This is a genomic window from Herbaspirillum sp. Her4, from assembly GCF_057961335.1.
On sequence record NZ_CM176330.1, the window covers coordinates 5,183,953 to 5,201,375 of the forward strand.

The following is a 17,423-nucleotide window of genomic DNA, read 5'->3' on the forward strand; positions in this document are numbered from 1 at the left end:
CCTGCTGATGTTGTTTGCTGCTAAAACACTGATATGAAAGAAAACGCCGGCCCGGTCAGCCTATGCTGTCCACGCCCCGGTTGGCCAGCTGGTCGGCGCGCTCATTGCCGGCGTGGCCATTGTGGCCGCGCACCCAGCGCCATTCCACCTGGTGCTGCTGCTGGGCGGCATCGAGCGCCTGCCACAGGTCGGCGTTCTTGACCGGCTCCTTGCTGGAGGTCTTCCAGCCGCGCGCCTTCCAGCCGTGGATCCACTCGCTGATGCCCTTCTGCACGTACTGGCTGTCGGTGTGCACCACCACCTCGCAGGGACGCTTGAGGGCGTTGAGGGCCTGGATCACCGCCATCAGCTCCATGCGGTTGTTGGTGGTGTTGGGCTCGCCACCGAAGATTTCCTTCTCCTTGCCCCCGGCCACCAGCAACGCACCCCAGCCGCCACGGCCGGGATTGCCCTTGCAGGCACCATCCGAATAAATCTCTACTTTGTCCATGCTCTTCACTTCAATCTGGTTGCGTATGCGCATTTGCGCATGACAGGCGGGCCGCGATGATACCTGATCGCGCCGACACGCCCTGGTTTCAATCGGTTTTGTGGATGCGGTTGGTCACCGGCACGCCGCGCGGCGCCTTCAGCTTCTGGCGCTGCAGGGCCGGGCCGATCAGGCGCATGCCGGGCACCCGCTTGATGGCCTGGACGATGTAGACCGCACCGAAATACGGCCACCAGCGGTCGCCCGCCTTCTCCATGAAGCCGAAACGGTCCAGCCATTGCGCCGTCTCGCAGGGCGGTGCGTAGCAGCCGAAGTGGCCGCGGTTGACTTCCATGTTCAGCAGCTTCAGCCAGTCCTTCAGGCGCGGCAGGCGGATGAATTCGCCATCCTGCGGCAGGAAGTGCGCGCCGGTCAGGCGTCCGGCCACCTGGCGCATGCCCCACAGGCTGCTGGGATTGAAGCCGCAGATGATGACCTGCCCTTCCGGAATCAGCACCCGCTCCACCTCGCGCAGGACCTGGTGCGGCTCGGCGGCGAATTCCAATACGTGGGGCAGCACCACCAGGTCCAGGCTCTGGGTGGCAAAGGGCAGTTCGCCGAAATTCTGCGTCACCACCTGGGGGATTTCCAGCTCGGATTGCCCTTCCACCGGCATGCGGTTGTCAGCCAGCCAGCGATAGGGCATGCGGTTGGCCTGCAGGGCGTGGATCTGGGGCGAACCGATCTGCACCGCGTTGAAGCCGAAGATGTCGGCCGTCAGCGCATTGAGGTGGTGCTGCTCCCACTGGCGCAGGTAATCGCCGATGGGCGTCTGCAACCAGGCGGCCAGGTCTATAATTTCCGCGTTGTTCGCAGTCACAGCAGTTTCAGCCTTGTCAGCCATCTCTTCTTTCGCGCCTCATGACCCAGCCAGCCAAGCCAGCTCAAGCAGATCAGAAAACTTCATTGGACGTCCTGGCCGTACCGGCGTTCGACGACAACTACCTGTGGATCATCCATGACGGGCGCCATGCCGCCGTGGTCGACCCCGGCGACGCGGTCCCCGTCCTGGCCGCATTGCAGGCCGAGGGCCTGACGTTGGCCGCTATTCTACTGACTCATCACCACGCTGACCATGTCGGCGGTGTGGTCGAGCTGGCGCGCAGCGCCGTGAGCGACGAATTCCCGGCCATCCCGGTCTACGGGCCGGCGCGCGAGCAATCCCGCATCAAGGGGATGACGGTCCCGCTGCACGGGAATGACGAAATGACGATCTCTTCTCTGGGCCTCTCGCTGCAGGTCATCGACGTGCCCGGCCACACCTTGGGCCATATTGCGTATTACTCGGCAGAACAGGGTTTTGTCTTCTGCGGCGATACCCTCTTTGCCGGTGGCTGTGGCCGCCTCTTCGAAGGCACTCCGGGACAGATGGTCGAGTCACTGGCCAAGCTCAGCAGCCTGCCGAGTGAGACCCAGGTGTATTGCGCCCACGAGTACACGCTCTCCAACCTCAAGTTCGCCGCCGAGGTCGAGCCCGGCAATGCCGAGCTCAGCGCTCGCCTCCAGCGCGAGCGCGTCAAGCGGGACCAAGGGGAAGCCACCGTGCCGACCAGCATTGCCCTGGAGCGCGCGACCAATCCCTTCCTGCGCGCCAATCAAAAAGTAATCCAGGAATCGCTGCAAAAGGCGGGCCGATTGACGGAGTTGAATGAAGTTAGCAGCTTTGCAGCGCTGCGCGAATGGAAGAATATCTACAGATAGCGCCAAATTGAGGGCCAGTTAGACGCAAAAACCAGCGAAATCAAGGACTTGGCTTTGTAACAGAGGCCAATTTTTGCTTGACTGGCGAAAAGGGTCTTCCGTACACTCCTCCAATTCCCCAAATTGGGCACCAGTGTTTTTACGAACTTTTACGAAACGCTGTCCTCTCTGCACCACGCCGGGGAAATTCGCAGCTTCCGACCTTGCATTACCGTCAACCTGCACGCGCCCGTGATCGGACTGATCCGGATTCCGCCGGCAGGAGGTGTCGAGCTTCATTACAGCTCTGCAACGGAAGCGCCGCACCCAACTTTTGCCTCTGGCACAGGATATCGCCCACATGCAGCGTACTTTGAAACAACTCGCCATTGCCGCCCTGTTCTGCGCTGGTACCCCGCTGCTCTCCCACGCCAACGATATCTCGATCTACCCCGCTCCCTTCAATGCGATCAATCCCGAACTGGCCGGCAATGCCCTGCCGGGGATGAATGACATCGACATCTGGACGCGCATTCGCAAGGGCTTCGGGATTCCTGATCTGGACAATTCGCTGGTGGAGAGCCAGACCCAGTGGTACAGCTCCCGTCCCGACTACATCCAGCGCACCACGGTGCGCGCCTCGCGTTATCTGTTCCACGTGGTCCAGGAACTGGAAAAGCGCGGCATGCCCACCGAGCTGGCGCTGCTGCCCTTCATCGAATCGGCCTTCAACCCGGAAGCCCTCTCCACCGCCAAGGCAGCCGGCATGTGGCAGTTCATCCCCTCCACCGGGCGTGACTACAACCTCAAGCAGAACATGTTCACCGACGAGCGCCGCGACGTGCTGGCCTCGACCGATGCCGCCCTGACCTATCTGCAGAAGCTCTACGGCATGTTCGGCGACTGGCAGCTGGCGCTGGCAGCCTACAACTGGGGCGAAGGTTCGGTGCAGCGCGCCGTGAACCGTAATCTCGCGGCCGGCCTGCCGATCGACTTCAATACGCTGTCGGCGCAGATGCCCAACGAGACCCGCAACTACGTGCCCAAGCTGCAGGCGGTCAAGAACATCATCGCCAACCCGGCTGCCTTCGACATCGCCCTGCCCAAGGTGGACAACCAGCCCTACTTCGTCACCATCGGCAAGACCCGCAATATCGACGTGAAGGTCGCCGCGCAACTGGCCGAGCTGTCGCTGGACGAGTTCAAGGCACTGAACCCGCAATTCAACCGCCCCGTCATCATCGGCGGCGAAGATACCAAGATCCTGCTGCCGGAAAGCAATGCCGAGAAGTTCAAGTCCAACATGTCCAAGTGGACCCAGGCTTTCTCGACCTGGACTGCCCACACCGTCTCCAGCGCCCGTGAGCGCATCGAGACCATCGCCAGCAAGTTCGGCACCACCCCTGAAGTGATCCGCAGCGTCAACCAGATCCCGCCGCGCATGGTCCTGAAGGCCGGCTCGACCATTCTGGTCCCGAAGAATGAAGAGACCGCCGCGCTCGATACCGACCTGACCCCGGAAATCGCCGACAACGCCCGTCTGGCCATCGCCCCGGATGTGCCGGAAACCCGCCGCATCTATGTCAAGGCCGGCAAGCGCGACACCCTGGCCGGCATCGCCAGCCGCTACCGCGTGAGCGTGGCGCAGATCAAGGAATGGAATGGCCTGAAGCGTGACACCCTGGCCGCCGGCCAGAGCCTGCAGCTGCAAGTGCCCAATGCCGCCGCCCACGCCGCACCGACGCGCGTAGCGGCCACGCACCACGCTGCCCCGGCACGCCGCCAGGTGGCATCGGCCAAGGCCCCGGTGCGCAAGGCGGCACCGGCACCGGCGCGCAAGGTCGCCGGCAAGCCGCTGACGCTGGCCTCCGGCAACGGCGCTCGCAAGCAATAATCCGGAGGAAACCGGAGGAGACCCGGGCGGCTCGACCGCCTACAACAAGAAGACGCGCCCCAAGCACGGAAGAAAAATAACGACTGCAGTCTGCATGGACCCGAAGCCCCGGAGCTGATCCGGACTTCGGGTTTTCTTTTTGCCGGGCCGCTCAGTGTGCGGCTTCAGCGTAGGTGGCAGCGGCCACCAGGCGGCGTGTGTATTCCTGCTGCGGCTGTTTGAGGACCTGTTCGGCCGGACCGCTCTCGACCACCTTGCCATCCTTCATCACGATCACCTGGTGCGCCATGGCCTGCACCACGGCCAGATCGTGGGTGATGAACAGATAGGCCAGTCCATGCCGGCGCTGCAGGTCGGCCAGCAGTTGCAGCACCTGCTGCTGCACGGTCACGTCCAGAGCGGAAGTGGGCTCGTCCAGCAACAGCAGTTCCGGCTGCAGCACCAACGCACGGGCGATGGCGATGCGCTGGCGCTGGCCGCCGGAGAATTCATGCGGGTAGCGTTCCAGCACGGCTGCCGTGAGGCCCACTTCCTCGAGTGCGGAGACGATGGCCTCGCGTTGCTGCTCCGGCGTTTTCCCGGGATGATGCAGGGCCAGCCCTTCGCCCACGATCTGCTCCACCGTACGGCGCGGCGAGAGCGAGGCGAAAGGATCCTGGAACACCACCTGCATGCGCGCCCGCAAGGGCCGCAGTTCACGGCTGCTGCGCTCGGAAATCGGCGTCCCCTCAAAACGGATGCTGCCCGCCACGCTGGCCGCCGACAGCCGCAGCAAGGCCATGCCGAGCGTGGACTTGCCGGAGCCGGATTCACCAACAATGCCGATGGTCTCGCCGCGCCGCAATTGCAGGTCGATGCCATCGACCGCATGGAAGGCGCGCTTGGCGAACCAGCCCTGCTTGATGTGATAGGTGCAGCGCACTTTTTCCGCCTGCAGGACCACGGGCGCTTGTGCCGGCACGTCGGCCGCATTGCGCTGCGGACGGCTCTGCAGCAGCTTGCGGGTGTACGGCTGCTGCGGATTGGCGAAGAGCTCGGCAACGCTCGCGCTTTCGACCAGTTTGCCCTTTTCCATCACGCCGACGCGATCAGCGAAGTGGCGCACCAGGTTCAGGTCGTGCGAGATGATGAGCACGGCCATGTTCTCTTCGCGCTGCAACTGGTTCAGCAGCGCCAGGATCTGCACCTGGATGGTCACATCCAGGGCCGTGGTCGGTTCATCGGCGATGAGCAGCTTGGGCTTGCAGGCCAGGGCCATGGCGATCATGGCGCGCTGGCGCTGGCCACCCGAGAGTTCATGCGGATACGACAGCGCCCGGCGCGCGGGCTCCGGAATGCCGGTCTTTTCCAGCAGCGCTACCGCCCGCGTAGCGGCATCGCGCGCATTGAGGCCCTCATGCAGCATCAACACCTCGGCGATCTGGTTGCCGATGGTGAAGAGCGGGTTCAGGGCCGTCATCGGCTCCTGGAAGATCATCGCCACGTCATTGCCGCGCACTTGCTGCATCTGGCGCTCGTTCTTCTTCAGCACGTCCTGGCCGTCGAGCAGGATGCTGCCTTCGTAGCGCGCATCCTGGTTCAGCTGCATCACCGCCAGCGAGGACACCGTCTTGCCCGAACCGGATTCCCCCACCAGGGCAAATTTTTCACCGGGTGCAATCGTGAAGCTCACGCGGTCCACCACCACGGTATCGCCGAAGCGCACCGTCAAGTCCTTCACTTCCAGCAGCGGGGCGCTCATGCCTTCCTCCGTACGTCCAGGGCGTTGCGCAGGCCGTTGCCGATATTGGTCAGCAGCAGCAGGGTCACGGTCAGCACCACGAAGGTGGCCACCGCAATCCACCAGGCATCCAGATTGTTCTTGCCCTGGGCCAGCAGCTCGCCCAGGCTCGGGGTCGAGGGCGGCACGCCCAGGCCCAGGAAGTCCAGGCTGGTCAGCGCCAGGATGGCCGCGCTCATGCGGAACGGCAGGAAGGTCACCACCGTGGTCATGCTGTTGGGCAGCACGTGACGCCAGATGATGAGGCGATCGGGCAAACCCATGGCGCGCGCAGCCTGCACGTACTCGAGATTGCGGTTGCGCAGGAAATCCGCGCGCACGTAGTCCGACAGGCTCATCCAGCCAAACAGGGACAGCAGCACCAGCAGCAGCCCCAGGCTGGGCTGGAAGATGGAGGAGAAGATGATGAGCAGGTACAGCTCCGGCATTGATCCCCATATCTCCAGCAGACGCTGGGTAATGAGGTCGGTACGACCGGCGAAGTAGCCCTGCACCGCACCGGCAGCCACGCCCAGGATCACGCCGATGAAGGTCAGCGCCATCCCGAACAGCACCGACACGCGGAAGCCGTAGAGCAGGCGCGCGAAGACGTCACGGCCACGGTCATCGGTGCCCAGCCAGTTTTCGGCGGAAGGCGCCGCCGGATTGGGTTCCTTGGCGAAGTAGTTCAGGGTGTTGTAGCCGTAGCGGTTGAGCGGATAGATGACCCAGTTGCCGTCCTTGCGGAATTGCTGCTCGATGAAGGGATCGAGATAGTCGGCGGGCGAGTCGAAGTCGCCGCCAAAATGCTTGTCTGAATAATCCTTCAGCATCGGAAACATCAGCTTGCCCTGATAGCTGGCCACAAGCGGCTTGTCGTTGGAGACCAGTTCAGCGCCCAGGCTCACGATGAAGAGAATGGAAAAAATCACCAGGCTCCAGTAGCCGGTCCGGTCCGCACGGAACCGCAGCCAGATGCGGCGGCTGGGCGAAATGGAACGGGTGGAGGGAGTGGCGGGGGTCGTCATGCTCATTTCGCCAGGCTTTCGAATTGGACGCGCGGGTCTGCCCACACGTAGCAAAGATCACCGACCAGCTTGACCACCAGGCCGATGAGGGTAAAGAGATACAGCGTGCCCATCACCACCGGATAGTCGCGCCGGATCGCCGATTCATAGGCCAGCAGGCCCATGCCATCGAGCGAAAACAGCGTCTCAATGAGCAGGCTGCCGGCGAAGAAGGAAGCGATGAAAGCCGAGGGAAAACCGGTCACCAGCGGAATCAGGGCATTGCGGAAGACATGCTTGTACAGCACCTTGCGCTCGGAGAGTCCTTTGGCGCGCGCAGTCAGCACGTATTGCTTGCGGATCTCTTCCAGGAAGGTATTGCGGGTGAGCATGGTGATGACGGCAAAGGCACCGATCACCGAGGCGAAGACCGGCAAGGTGATGTGCCACAGGTAATCGGTGATCTTGCCGGTGAAGGAGAGGCTGGCCCAGTTGTCCGAGGTGAGGCCGCGCAGCGGGAACCACTGCACGAAGCTGCCGCCGGCAAACAGCACCAGCAGGAACACGCCCAGCACGAAACCGGGAATGGAATAGCCGATCAGCACCAGGCCGGTGGTGGCGGTATCGAAGCGGCTGCCTTCGCGCACCGCCTTGGCAATGCCCAGCGGCACCGAGATCAGGTAGCTCAGCAGGAAGGTCCACAACCCGATGCTGATGGAGACCGGGAACTTGGATTTGACCAGGGTCCAGACATCGCCATGGTGATAGAAGCTCTTGCCGAGGTCGAAGGTGAGGAAGCCCTTGAGCATGGTCCAGAAACGTTCCACCGGTGGCTTGTCGAAACCGTAGAGCTGCTTGATCTCGGCGATGCGCTGCTCGTCGATGCCCTGCCGTCCGCGATAGGCGGACGCACCACTGGCCGCCCCGCCACCGGAGGCTTCACCACCACCGCCGCGCCCTTTCATCTCCAGCATCGCTTGTTCCACCGGGCCTCCCGGCACGAACTGGATGACCGCAAAGGTGATGGCCACCACGCCGAAGAGCGTGGGGATCATCAACAGCACCCGCTTCAAAATGTAGGACCAGATATTCATGCCTGCCACCATCCTCGTTCTTGTCCGGCGCGCGCGGCGCGGGTCTTGGTCTTTTCATTCATCTGTTGCCTCATCGCGCCTTCTCCTCCCACCAGGTGCCGATCACGTAGGGATCGGCCTGGTAATACAGCGGGGCCACTGCCGGAATCCCGAAGCGGTTCTGGTAGGCGATGCGGTGCGTGGAGGAATACCAGTGCGGCACCACGATGTACTTGTGCAGCAGCACGCGGTCCAGGGCGCGGGCCGCAGCGGTGAGCTTGACCCGCGTATCGGCGGCCACCACCGTCTGCACCAGCTGGTCCACCACCGGGTCCTTCAGGCCCCAGGCATTGTTGGAGCCCTTTTCGTCCGCCGCGCGCGAACCAAACATGTCGAACAGTTCGTTGCCGGGGCTGCTGGTATCGGGGAAGCGCACGCTGGTCATGTCGAAATCGAAGTCTTCCATGCGCTTGGCCACCAGCGCGTAGTCGGCACTGCGCTGGACCACGTCGATGCCCAGCGTACGCAGGTTGCGCGCAAAGACGCTGATGACGCGCGACATCGAACTCTGGTCATCGAGGATCTCGAAGGACAGCGGCACGCCCTGGGCATTGCGCACGGCCCCGTCGCGATACACCCAACCGGCCTGGGCCAGCAGTTCGCGCGCCTGGCGCAGGTTGGCGCGCAAGGAAGATGGCGGATTGGTCGAGGGCGGAACCGGTGCCGGTCCGAAGACGGCCGGATCGACCTTCAGGCCCTTGGCCTGCAGCGACTTCAGCAAGGCCAGCTCATCGCCCTGCGGTTCACCGGTGGCCGCCAGCTGGCTGTTGTTGAAGAAGGAGTAGATGCGCGTGTACTGGCCGTAGAACAACTGGCGGTTCATCCATTCATAATCCAGCGCCAGCCCGATGGCCTGGCGCACCCGCACATCCTTGAACTGGTCGCGCCGCAGGTTCATCACGAAGCCCTGCATGCCGGCGCCGTTGGAATGCTTGAATTCCTTCTTGACGATGCGGCCGTCGCGGAACTGCGGGCCGGTATAGCTGCGTGCCCAGTTCTTGGCGCTGTATTCCACCACCACGTCGAACTCGCCAGCCTTGAAGGCTTCCAGCCGTGCCAGGTCATCCTTGTAGAAGCGGTAGACGATACGCTCGAAGTTGAACATGCCGCGCCGGGCCGGGACATCCTTGCCCCAGTAGTCCGGATTGCGCTTGTAGATGATGCTGCGGCCGGTGTCATAGCTTTCGATCAGGTAGGGACCGGTGCTGATGGGCGGCGTCAGCTGGATCTGGTCGAAGGGTGTGCCCTGGGCCCACTTCTTTGAGAAGACCGGCACGCTGGAGACGATCAGCGGCAACTCATGGTTGTTGCTGGCGAAGTCGAAGCGCACCGTGGCGGCATCGACCACCACACAGCCCTTCACATCGGCAAAGACCGATTTGTATTGCGGCGCGCCCTTGGCGATCAGGGTATCGAAGGAATACTTCACATCCTCGGCGGTGACCTTGTCGCCATTGTTGAAGCGCGCCTTGGGATTGAGGTGGAAGGTCATCGACATGCGATCTGCAGCCAGCTTCATATCGTCGGCCAGGAGGCCATAGACGGTGGCAACCTCATCTCCCGAGGAAACGGCCAGTGTCTCGAACATCAGCTGGTCGACGTTGGCGGCGGCCACGCCCTTCATCGACATCGGATTGAACTTGTCGAAACTGGTGCGGCGGTCCGGATTGGCAAGGTACAGCGTGCCGCGCCGGGGCGCATCCGGATTGACGTAGTCGAAATGGGTAAAGCCGGGCCCGTACTTGGGGGTGTCATACAGGGAAAAGGCGGGCTCGGCGGCGGCCGGGGTGCCATGGGCCAGGGCGGCGGCCAGCAGGCAGGAAAGGAAAATCTTGGCTGTCTTCAGGGGCGGGACCATGCGGTTGTCTGTCTGCACTCTCGTGGGCGGTGATGTCTCGGGGGCAAGCAAGTCCCGCGCCTGTGGGCTCTGGCCGACTGCCTGCAGCCTGCAGGACGGGATCGGGAAACGATTTCCGTGTCGGGGCATTGTAAAGAGAGCAGCGATTACAGGGAAGCAATTAAAGCAACTTAACAAATGCAGCCCGGCCCGCTACACCCTGCCCTGCCAGCGCTGCAAAGGTTGCCCCGCCTGCCGCTAGCCCCTACAATCCGGGTCTGTCCCATCCCGGCTGCCGCCCCGCGCGCTGCCGCTATTACTTACCGGCCGCGCCGCGCCTGCTTCTGCCAGCCAGAGGCGCACCGCACGCGGCGGACCCTACGGAGTCAACATGGCATTTCTGCAAGGCAAAAAAATCCTGATCACCGGCTTGCTGTCCAACCGTTCCATCGCCTACGGCATCGCCCAGGCGTGCAAGCGCGAAGGCGCTGAACTGGCCTTCACCTATGTCGGTGAACGCTTCAAGGACCGCATCACCAAGTTCGCCGAAGAATTCGACAGCAAGCTGATCTTCGACTGCGACGTTGGCAGCGATGAGCAGATCAATGCCCTGTTCGCCGATCTCGGCAAGTCCTGGACCCAGCTCGACGGCCTGGTGCACGCCATCGGCTTTGCCCCCTCCGAAGCCATTGCCGGCGACTTCCTGGAAGGTTTCTCGCGCGAAGGTTTCAAGATCGCCCACGATATCTCCGCCTACAGCTTCCCGGCCATGGCCAAGGCGGCCATGCCGCTGCTGTCGTCCAACGCCGCCCTGCTGACCCTGACCTACCTGGGTTCGGAGCGCGTGGTACCCAACTACAACACCATGGGCCTGGCCAAGGCCTCGCTGGAAGCCTCGGTGCGCTACCTGGCCGAATCGCTGGGCCCCAAGGGCGTGCGCGTCAACGGCGTCTCCGCCGGTCCGATCAAGACTCTGGCCGCCAGCGGCATCAAGGGCTTCGGCAAGATCCTGGGCGCCGTAGCCGCGACCGCCCCGCTGCGCCGCAACGTCACCATCGAAGACGTCGGCAATGCCTCGGCCTTCCTGCTCTCCGACCTGGCCTCGGGCATCACCGGCGAAATCACCTACGTGGACGGTGGCTTCTCCCGCGTGGTGGGCGGAATGGCAGAGTAATTGCCGGATTAAGCAAGCGTCCCCCACAATAAAGAGACAGTTTCTCGAAATAGCCTCGTGCTAATTCCGATGTTTTAGGGTATGATTCGCCTTGTGCATTGCAATAACCAATGCACAGGCGAATCGGACGTGAAATCTGTCCTGCAGCGTTTCCAGCCGTATTTGTCCAAGCAGCTTCGCAAGCCTTACCTGTCATTACGACAAGTTCCCAGTAAAAGCCCCCCGCCCCTGGCATCCCTTGATGATGCCGTCCCGGCGCAAAGCTTTTGTGCCGAAATTTCTTTGTATTTTTCATAGTCATTTCGTCGGTTGGCGTTGCTTTTTTTCGTTCAGGCACTCGATGCCAGGCGCGCTTGCGTGCGCCCGTCTCGTGCCTGGCGTTCACTTTCACGAAAGAGATTATGACTTTTGAAGCACTCGGCCTGAACCCTTCGATCATCAAAGCCCTGACCGAAGCAGGCTATACCTCCCCGACCCCGGTCCAGGAAAAGGCCATCCCCGCCGCCATCAGCGGCCAGGATCTGCTGGTGTCCTCGCAGACCGGCTCGGGCAAGACCGCCGCTTTCATGCTGCCTTCGCTGCACCAGCTGGCAGACCTGCCGCAGGCGCCGCAAGCAGCCCGTACCCCCAACCAGGAACGCCAGGCTACCCGTGCCCGTGGCGAGCGTCCGCGTTACCAGCCGGCACAGCCGAAGATGCTGGTGCTGACCCCGACCCGCGAACTGGCCCTGCAAGTGACCACCGCCACTGACAAATACGGTGCCTACATGCGCCGTGTGCGCGTGGTGTCCATCCTGGGCGGCATGCCTTATCCGAAGCAGATGCAACTGCTGTCGCGCAACCCGGAAATCCTGGTGGCGACCCCGGGCCGCCTGATCGACCACATGGAGTCGGGCAAGATCGACTTCTCGCAGCTGCAGATCCTGGTGCTGGACGAAGCCGACCGCATGCTGGACATGGGCTTCATCGACGACATCGAAAAGATCGTCGCCGCGACCCCGGCCACCCGCCAGACCATGCTGTTCTCGGCCACGCTGGACGGCGTTGTCGGCAACATGGCCAAGCGCATCACCAACAACCCGCTGACCATCCAGATCGCCAGCTCGTCGACCCGTCATGAAAACATCATGCAGCGGGTGCACTTCGTGGATGACCTTTCGCACAAGAACCGCCTGCTGGACCACCTGCTGCGCGACACCAGCATCGACCAGGCCGTGATCTTCACCGCCACCAAGCGTGACGCCGACACCATCGCCGATCGCCTGAACATCGCCGGTTTCGCGGCCGCCGCCCTGCATGGCGACATGCACCAGGGTGCCCGCAACCGTACCCTGAACAGCCTGCGCCGCGGCCAGGTGCGCATGCTGGTGGCTACCGACGTGGCAGCGCGCGGCATCGACGTGCCGGGCATCACCCACGTGTTCAACTACGACCTGCCCAAGTTCGCTGAAGACTACGTGCACCGTATCGGCCGTACCGGCCGTGCCGGCCGCAATGGCGTGGCGATCTCGCTGGTCAATCACGCCGAAGGCATGCAGGTCAAGCGTATCGAGCGCTTCACCAAGCAGACCATTCCGGTGGATGTGGTCGAAGGTTTCGAGCCGAAGAAGTCGGCTGCACCGCGCAGCCCGCGCAAGCCGGGCGGCTGGCGTCCGGGTGATGGCCGCAGCAACAGCGGTCCGCGCTTCGGCGCTGGCAACCGCGAAGGCGGCGGTCATCGCGAAGGTGGCTTCGGTGGCAACCGTGAAGGCGGCCATCGCGAAGGCGGCTTCGGCGGCAACCGTGAAGGCGGCCATCGCGAAGGCGGCTTCGGCGGCAACCGCGAAGGCCGCAGCTTCGGCGGCGCCAAGCCGGCCGGCAACGGCCCGCGTCGCGAAGGCGGCGGCGGCGGTGGCTACAAGGGCAATGGCGGCGGCTTCCGCGCCGACGGCCCGCGTCGCTCCTACGGCGATCGCTGATCGCTGCAAGCTGTGCTGATGTTGAAAAGCCGCTTCCAAGGAAGCGGCTTTTTCTTTGGTGCGCTCATCGCGGTTTGATCATGCAAGCAGCCATTGGCCATTGCGCTTGATCTCATCATGCATGGCGTCTGGTGCCAGATCCAGCTCGCCAGGCCAGGTCACCACACCATCGACCAAGCGCACCCGGCTGAATTGCGCGGGGTCCTGCAGCTCAGCAAACACACCGCGAAAGAAACTCGGCAGGAACCTGACCGACCCTTCCACGCCATCCCTGAAGCGAACCTGCAATGCATATTCGCCGGAAAGTTTGACTTCAACGACATCCCATTCCATGACATCACTCCAGTGGCGCTATCGGCTTGGGAGCCTGCATTTCCTGACACAGCATCCAGTCTTCCATCAACTCTGCCTGATGTAGTTCAGCCCAATCAAGCACCAGTTGCAGGGCTCTTCGAGGTAATCGGCCATCCATCAGCGCCAGCTTCCTCACATCAATTACTGCCTTGTATTCACCATATCGCACATGAAAATGCGGCGGTGAGTGATCTCGATAAAACATCTGGATCACAATTCCATAAAACATGCTGATCGTCGGCACGGGCCACCCTCGGGTAAATCGGTTCAATCCGATTTGGGTTATTTCCTCCCGTCGGCGATTCTACATGCATCGCAATGCGCCAGCGATTTCCGAAAGCCTTTAATACCACTTCAAGCGGAGCACTGCCCACCCTGCCCCGCCTGCAAAGCTCGCACGTTATCGGCAATCGCCTGCACCGCCCGCTCCACCGCCTTCTGCGTGGCCGCGACGACGTCGGAATTGGCACCGCCGCCCACTCGTTCCACTACTGTCAGCCGGCAAGCCGCGCCGCGGCGGTCATCCGAGCGCGTGATGGTCCAGCCGAAGCTGGCCTGGACCTGGCCGTTGCGGGCTGCGTCGAAATCACGCAGTTCCACGTTGATGCGATAGCTGGCCTGGTCCGCCGGTCGCCCCCCACGCGAGACGTCAATGGCCCCCAGCTTTGCCGCCACGCCCGCAGACAGCGCATCGCGCAATTCATTGTTGAAGGGCGAAGACCAGCGGTCCTGCTCCAGCACCTCCACCCGCGTGGCATCGCTGCGCACCACCAGTTGCGGCCGCGCCAGGCGTTCCGGCACCGACACCGGCATCACTTCGATGAAGGTCTGCGGTCCCTGGCTGGCCGTGCGCGCGACGGCACCGTCGGCCGGTACAGCCAGCGTGTAGAACTGCGTCGGCGGCGAGCTGCCGCAGGCAGCCAGCAGTGCTGCGGCCAGTGCGGCGGCCGTCAGGGTCTTGAGGGAGAACGAAGTCTTGTCTTGCATCATGGCTCCTGTTTGCCCCGGATCAGCGATTCCGGATGCTGTTGCAGGTAATCGGTGAGGATACGGATCGAGGCCGCGGCCTTGCTCAGCTCCTGCATGGTCTGGCGAATATCCGACTGCAGCGGCGCGTCGTCCGACAGCGTGCGCTCGGCCGCATTCAAGGTCTTGCGCGCATCCTTCATCGCCGCCTGCATCTCCGGTGCGATGTCGTTGTTGATGCGGGCCGCCGTCTGCTCGGCCGTGGTCAGGGTCTTGTTCAAGGTCTTGAGCGTGGTCTGCAGATCGCGCCCGATCTCGTCGAACGGGACCTTGGAGAGCTTGCCGGCAATGTCGGAGAGCTGCTGCTGCAATTCATCCAGGCTGCCCGGGATGGTCGGCAGTTCCAGCGGGACCTTGTCCGGATCGATCTGCACCGGCTTGGCCTTGGGGAAGAAATCGATCGCGACGTACAGCTGGCCCGTCAACAGGTTGCCGTTGCGCAGCTGGGCACGCATGCCGCGCTTGACCAGCATGCGCAATACCTGCGCGTTGGAACGGCGCTGCTCGCCGGTCTCTTCGTGGAAGCGACGGCCCAAACGATCCGGATAGATCTGCACCAGCACCGGCATGCGGAATTCACCACGCGTCTTGTCGTATTCCACCCCGATGCTCTTGACCTCACCCAATACCACGCCACGGAAGTCCACCGTGGCACCCGGTTGCAGGCCGCGCAGCGACTGGTCGAAATACAGCAGTGCGGTCTGTTGTACGCCGTCCGGTTCCTTCATGGCGGTGCTTTCGTCTTCCACCAGCGGATACTCGCTGCCCTCCTTGGCCGGGGGGCTCACGCGCTCTTCATCGCGGTCGCGGAAGGCAATACCGCCCAGCACCACCGTCGACAGCGCCTGCGTATGCAGCTTGAAGCCGCTGGCATTGAGCTCCATGTCGAAGCCGCTGGCATGCCAGAAGCGCGAAGCCTGGGTGACGAACTTGTCGTAGGGCACGTTGACGAAGATGCGCAGCGTCACACCACGGCCATCACTGTCGAGGTCATACGCCACCACCTGCCCGACCTTGATGCGGCGATAGAAGATGGGAGAACCGATATCGAGCGAACCGAGGTCATCGGTATGCAGCACGAACTGGCGGCCCGAGGCATCGCGCGTGACGATGGGGGGCTGTTCCAGGCCCACGAAGTTCTTCTTGGTTTCTTCGGAAGCACCGGCATCCGCGCCGATGTAGGCCCCGGAAAGCAAGGTGCCCAACCCCGAAATACCGGAGGCGGCGATGCGCGGACGGACCACCCAGAAACGCGTGTCCTCGGCATTGAATCCTGAGGCATCCTGGTTCAGCTGAATACCGACCAGCACGTGCGAACGGTCGGCGGCCAGCTTCAGGCTCTGCACCTGGCCGATTTCGACATCCTTGTATTTCACCTTGGTCTTGCCGGCTTCCAGTCCTTCTGCAGAACGGAAACTGACGGTCACCATCGGGCCGCGTTCGACCAGGATCTTGGCGACCAGGGTCAGCCCGACGATGGCGGCGACGATGGGAATGAGCCACACCAGCGAGGGCAGCCAGTTGCGCTGGCGTGCGCGGCGCGGTTGCAGCAGCGCCGGTTTGTCATCGGAATGGTCGGGTGGAGTCATGCGGTTTCCTGTGGCTTGTTGGCGTTGTCATGGGGAGAAGCAGGTTCGGGGAGAGGCTCACTTGAGACGTCCGCAGCCGGATCGGTCGCGCGCTCATCCCAGATCAGGCGCGGATCGAAGGCCAGCGAGGCCAGCATGGTCAGCACCACCACCGCACCGAAGGCGGCGATGCCAATGCCGGCGTGGATGTTGGCGAAGCCGTGGATCTTGACCAGTCCGGTCAGCACCGAGACGACGAAGACGTCCAGCATGGACCAGCGTCCGATGGCCTCGACCACGCGATACAGTTTGGCGCGCTGGAGACGGCGCCAGCGGCTGCGGCGGCGCGCCGAGAAGACCAGGATGCCCAGCGCCACCAGCTTGAACAGCGGTACCAGGAAGCTGGCCACGAACACCACCAGTGCCAGGCCCCATTCGCCGGAAGTCCAGAAATAGATGACGCCGGAAAGGATGGTGTCGCGCTGCTCATCGAAGAGGGTACTGGTGACCATCACCGGCATCATGTTGGCCGGGATGTACATGATGCAGGCGGCAATCAGGAGCGCCCAGGTGCGGGTGAGGCTGTCGATCTTGCGCACGTGCAGCGGTGCATGGCACACGCCGCAGGCTTGATGGGGCTGCGCGCCTTCCCATACGGTGCCGCAGTGATGGCAGCCGATCACGCCGAGGGACGCGGCATCCTGCACGGGCAGGTCTTCGTCCGGCTCCTGAGTGAGGTCGGGCACGTGCGGTGCAGCCTGGCGGGTGAAGACACTCATGCGCCAGCCTCCTTGTCGCCATATTGCTCGGCTTGCTGCTGTTCCCATACGTGCCACAGATAGCGTGGATTGAAGGACACCACCACTGTCAGCAGCACCGTCAATCCACCGAAGGACCACAGCGCCGGACCGGGAATCACCTCGGCCATGTTGGAGAGTTTGATCAGCGCCACCAGCACGCCCAGCATGAAGACTTCAATCATGCCCCAGGGCCGGGCTGCCTGCATCAGGCGCAGCAGCAGCACGAAGCCCGGCGGACGCGTATCACGCGCTCCCGGCAGCAACAGGTAGAGCAGCACACCGAGCTGGATCAGCGGGAACAGCAAGGTCGTCGCCAGCACCAGCAGCGCCACTTCCGACATGCCATCGCGGGTCAGTGCCACTACCGCACCGATCAGCGTCGTCTGGCTGGACAAGCCCTGCAGTTCGATGGTGACGATGGGAAAGGTATTGGCGATCACGAACAGGATCAGCGCACCGATGGTCAGCGGCAGCAGATGCTGCAGGCGGCGGCCGGTATCGCGCTCCAGCTCAGCACCGCAGCGCAGGCAGCGGGCGATTTCGCGCTCACCCAGCGCCATGCGCTGGTAGACGGCGTCGCATTCTTCGCAAACGATGAGGTCGGTGCGTTTTTGCATGGATGATGACGGCTCCTGGCGATGCGCTCCCGGGTGGCGGAGGCCTCGCCCTACTGTTGTTCGTTGTTCGTGGCAGACACGGGCGCC

At 63.0% G+C, this 17,423-nt stretch carries 17 protein-coding genes; 4 read left to right on the forward strand and 13 right to left on the reverse strand.

Annotated elements, in window-relative coordinates; genetic code table 11:
- Positions 1-55 precede the first annotated feature (55 nt).
- Both rnhA and ACWFUC_RS23505 read right to left on the reverse strand, forming a co-directional pair.
- Positions 56-490 (reverse strand): ribonuclease HI, encoded by a 435-nt coding sequence (gene rnhA, locus ACWFUC_RS23500; protein WP_034340887.1) that lies wholly within the window; start codon positions 488-490, stop codon positions 56-58.
- A gap of 88 nt (positions 491-578) precedes the next feature.
- On the reverse strand, positions 579-1,373 hold the full coding sequence (locus tag ACWFUC_RS23505) for a class I SAM-dependent methyltransferase (RefSeq protein ID WP_034340883.1): 795 nt from the start codon (positions 1,371-1,373) through the stop codon (positions 579-581).
- 62 nt (positions 1,374-1,435) lie between these two features.
- Between ACWFUC_RS23505 and gloB the strand changes: the two genes are divergently transcribed.
- Complete coding sequence (gloB, locus tag ACWFUC_RS23510) at positions 1,436-2,230, forward strand: hydroxyacylglutathione hydrolase (RefSeq protein WP_489637628.1); 795 nt, start codon at positions 1,436-1,438, stop codon at positions 2,228-2,230.
- An 18-nt stretch (positions 2,231-2,248) separates the two neighbouring features.
- On the opposite strand, the gene ACWFUC_RS23515 is transcribed toward gloB, so the two are convergent.
- Positions 2,249-2,509, reverse strand: coding sequence for a hypothetical protein (locus tag ACWFUC_RS23515; protein ID WP_134040367.1), 261 nt, complete (start codon positions 2,507-2,509; stop codon positions 2,249-2,251).
- Positions 2,510-2,570: 61 nt separating this feature from the next.
- On the opposite strand from ACWFUC_RS23515, the gene ACWFUC_RS23520 reads away from it, so the two are divergent.
- The gene (locus ACWFUC_RS23520) at positions 2,571-4,103 is read left to right on the forward strand and encodes a transglycosylase SLT domain-containing protein (RefSeq protein ID WP_121045276.1); all 1,533 of its coding nucleotides are present in this window, start codon (positions 2,571-2,573) and stop codon (positions 4,101-4,103) included.
- Between the two features lie 151 nt (positions 4,104-4,254).
- Here the strand turns inward: ACWFUC_RS23520 and ACWFUC_RS23525 are convergent, their stop codons facing one another.
- From ACWFUC_RS23525 to ACWFUC_RS23540, 4 genes are all read right to left on the reverse strand, one after another.
- Positions 4,255-5,844: an ABC transporter ATP-binding protein gene (locus ACWFUC_RS23525; protein ID WP_039784501.1), complete on the reverse strand. Its 1,590-nt coding sequence runs from the start codon at positions 5,842-5,844 to the stop codon at positions 4,255-4,257.
- Positions 5,841-6,896, reverse strand: coding sequence for an ABC transporter permease (locus tag ACWFUC_RS23530; RefSeq protein ID WP_489623511.1), 1,056 nt, complete (start codon positions 6,894-6,896; stop codon positions 5,841-5,843). Before ACWFUC_RS23530 ends, ACWFUC_RS23525 begins: the two co-directional genes overlap by 4 nt.
- A complete protein-coding gene (locus ACWFUC_RS23535; protein ID WP_209584295.1) occupies positions 6,893-7,963 on the reverse strand; it encodes a microcin C ABC transporter permease YejB in 1,071 nt (356 codons plus the stop codon). The genes ACWFUC_RS23530 and ACWFUC_RS23535 overlap by 4 nt, the downstream gene beginning before the upstream one ends.
- 70 nt (positions 7,964-8,033) lie before the next feature.
- The gene (locus ACWFUC_RS23540; protein WP_310159827.1) at positions 8,034-9,860 is read right to left on the reverse strand and encodes an extracellular solute-binding protein; all 1,827 of its coding nucleotides are present in this window, start codon (positions 9,858-9,860) and stop codon (positions 8,034-8,036) included.
- 370 nt (positions 9,861-10,230) lie between these two features.
- Here ACWFUC_RS23540 and fabI point away from each other — a divergent pair, with 370 nt between their 5' ends.
- Positions 10,231-11,013 (forward strand): enoyl-ACP reductase FabI, encoded by a 783-nt coding sequence (fabI, locus tag ACWFUC_RS23545; protein ID WP_039784497.1) that lies wholly within the window; start codon positions 10,231-10,233, stop codon positions 11,011-11,013.
- 401 nt (positions 11,014-11,414) lie between these two features.
- Complete coding sequence (locus tag ACWFUC_RS23550) at positions 11,415-12,971, forward strand: DEAD/DEAH box helicase (RefSeq protein ID WP_489623512.1); 1,557 nt, start codon at positions 11,415-11,417, stop codon at positions 12,969-12,971.
- 78 nt (positions 12,972-13,049) lie between these two features.
- Here the strand turns inward: ACWFUC_RS23550 and ACWFUC_RS23555 are convergent, their stop codons facing one another.
- The 6 genes from ACWFUC_RS23555 to ACWFUC_RS23580 form a co-directional block, all read right to left on the reverse strand.
- Positions 13,050-13,304: a DUF2442 domain-containing protein gene (locus tag ACWFUC_RS23555; protein WP_489623513.1), complete on the reverse strand. Its 255-nt coding sequence runs from the start codon at positions 13,302-13,304 to the stop codon at positions 13,050-13,052.
- 4 nt (positions 13,305-13,308) lie between these two features.
- On the reverse strand, positions 13,309-13,569 hold the full coding sequence (locus tag ACWFUC_RS23560; RefSeq protein ID WP_413457434.1) for a DUF4160 domain-containing protein: 261 nt from the start codon (positions 13,567-13,569) through the stop codon (positions 13,309-13,311).
- Positions 13,570-13,679: 110 nt separating this feature from the next.
- On the reverse strand, positions 13,680-14,315 hold the full coding sequence (locus ACWFUC_RS23565; RefSeq protein ID WP_489623514.1) for a PqiC family protein: 636 nt from the start codon (positions 14,313-14,315) through the stop codon (positions 13,680-13,682).
- The gene (locus ACWFUC_RS23570) at positions 14,312-15,940 is read right to left on the reverse strand and encodes a PqiB family protein (RefSeq protein WP_489637373.1); all 1,629 of its coding nucleotides are present in this window, start codon (positions 15,938-15,940) and stop codon (positions 14,312-14,314) included. Before ACWFUC_RS23570 ends, ACWFUC_RS23565 begins: the two co-directional genes overlap by 4 nt.
- Positions 15,937-16,698, reverse strand: a complete 762-nt coding sequence (locus ACWFUC_RS23575) for a paraquat-inducible protein A (protein WP_286866135.1) — start codon at positions 16,696-16,698, stop codon at positions 15,937-15,939. The genes ACWFUC_RS23570 and ACWFUC_RS23575 overlap by 4 nt, the downstream gene beginning before the upstream one ends.
- On the reverse strand, positions 16,695-17,336 hold the full coding sequence (locus ACWFUC_RS23580; RefSeq protein WP_039784491.1) for a paraquat-inducible protein A: 642 nt from the start codon (positions 17,334-17,336) through the stop codon (positions 16,695-16,697). Before ACWFUC_RS23580 ends, ACWFUC_RS23575 begins: the two co-directional genes overlap by 4 nt.
- Positions 17,337-17,423 lie beyond the last annotated feature (87 nt).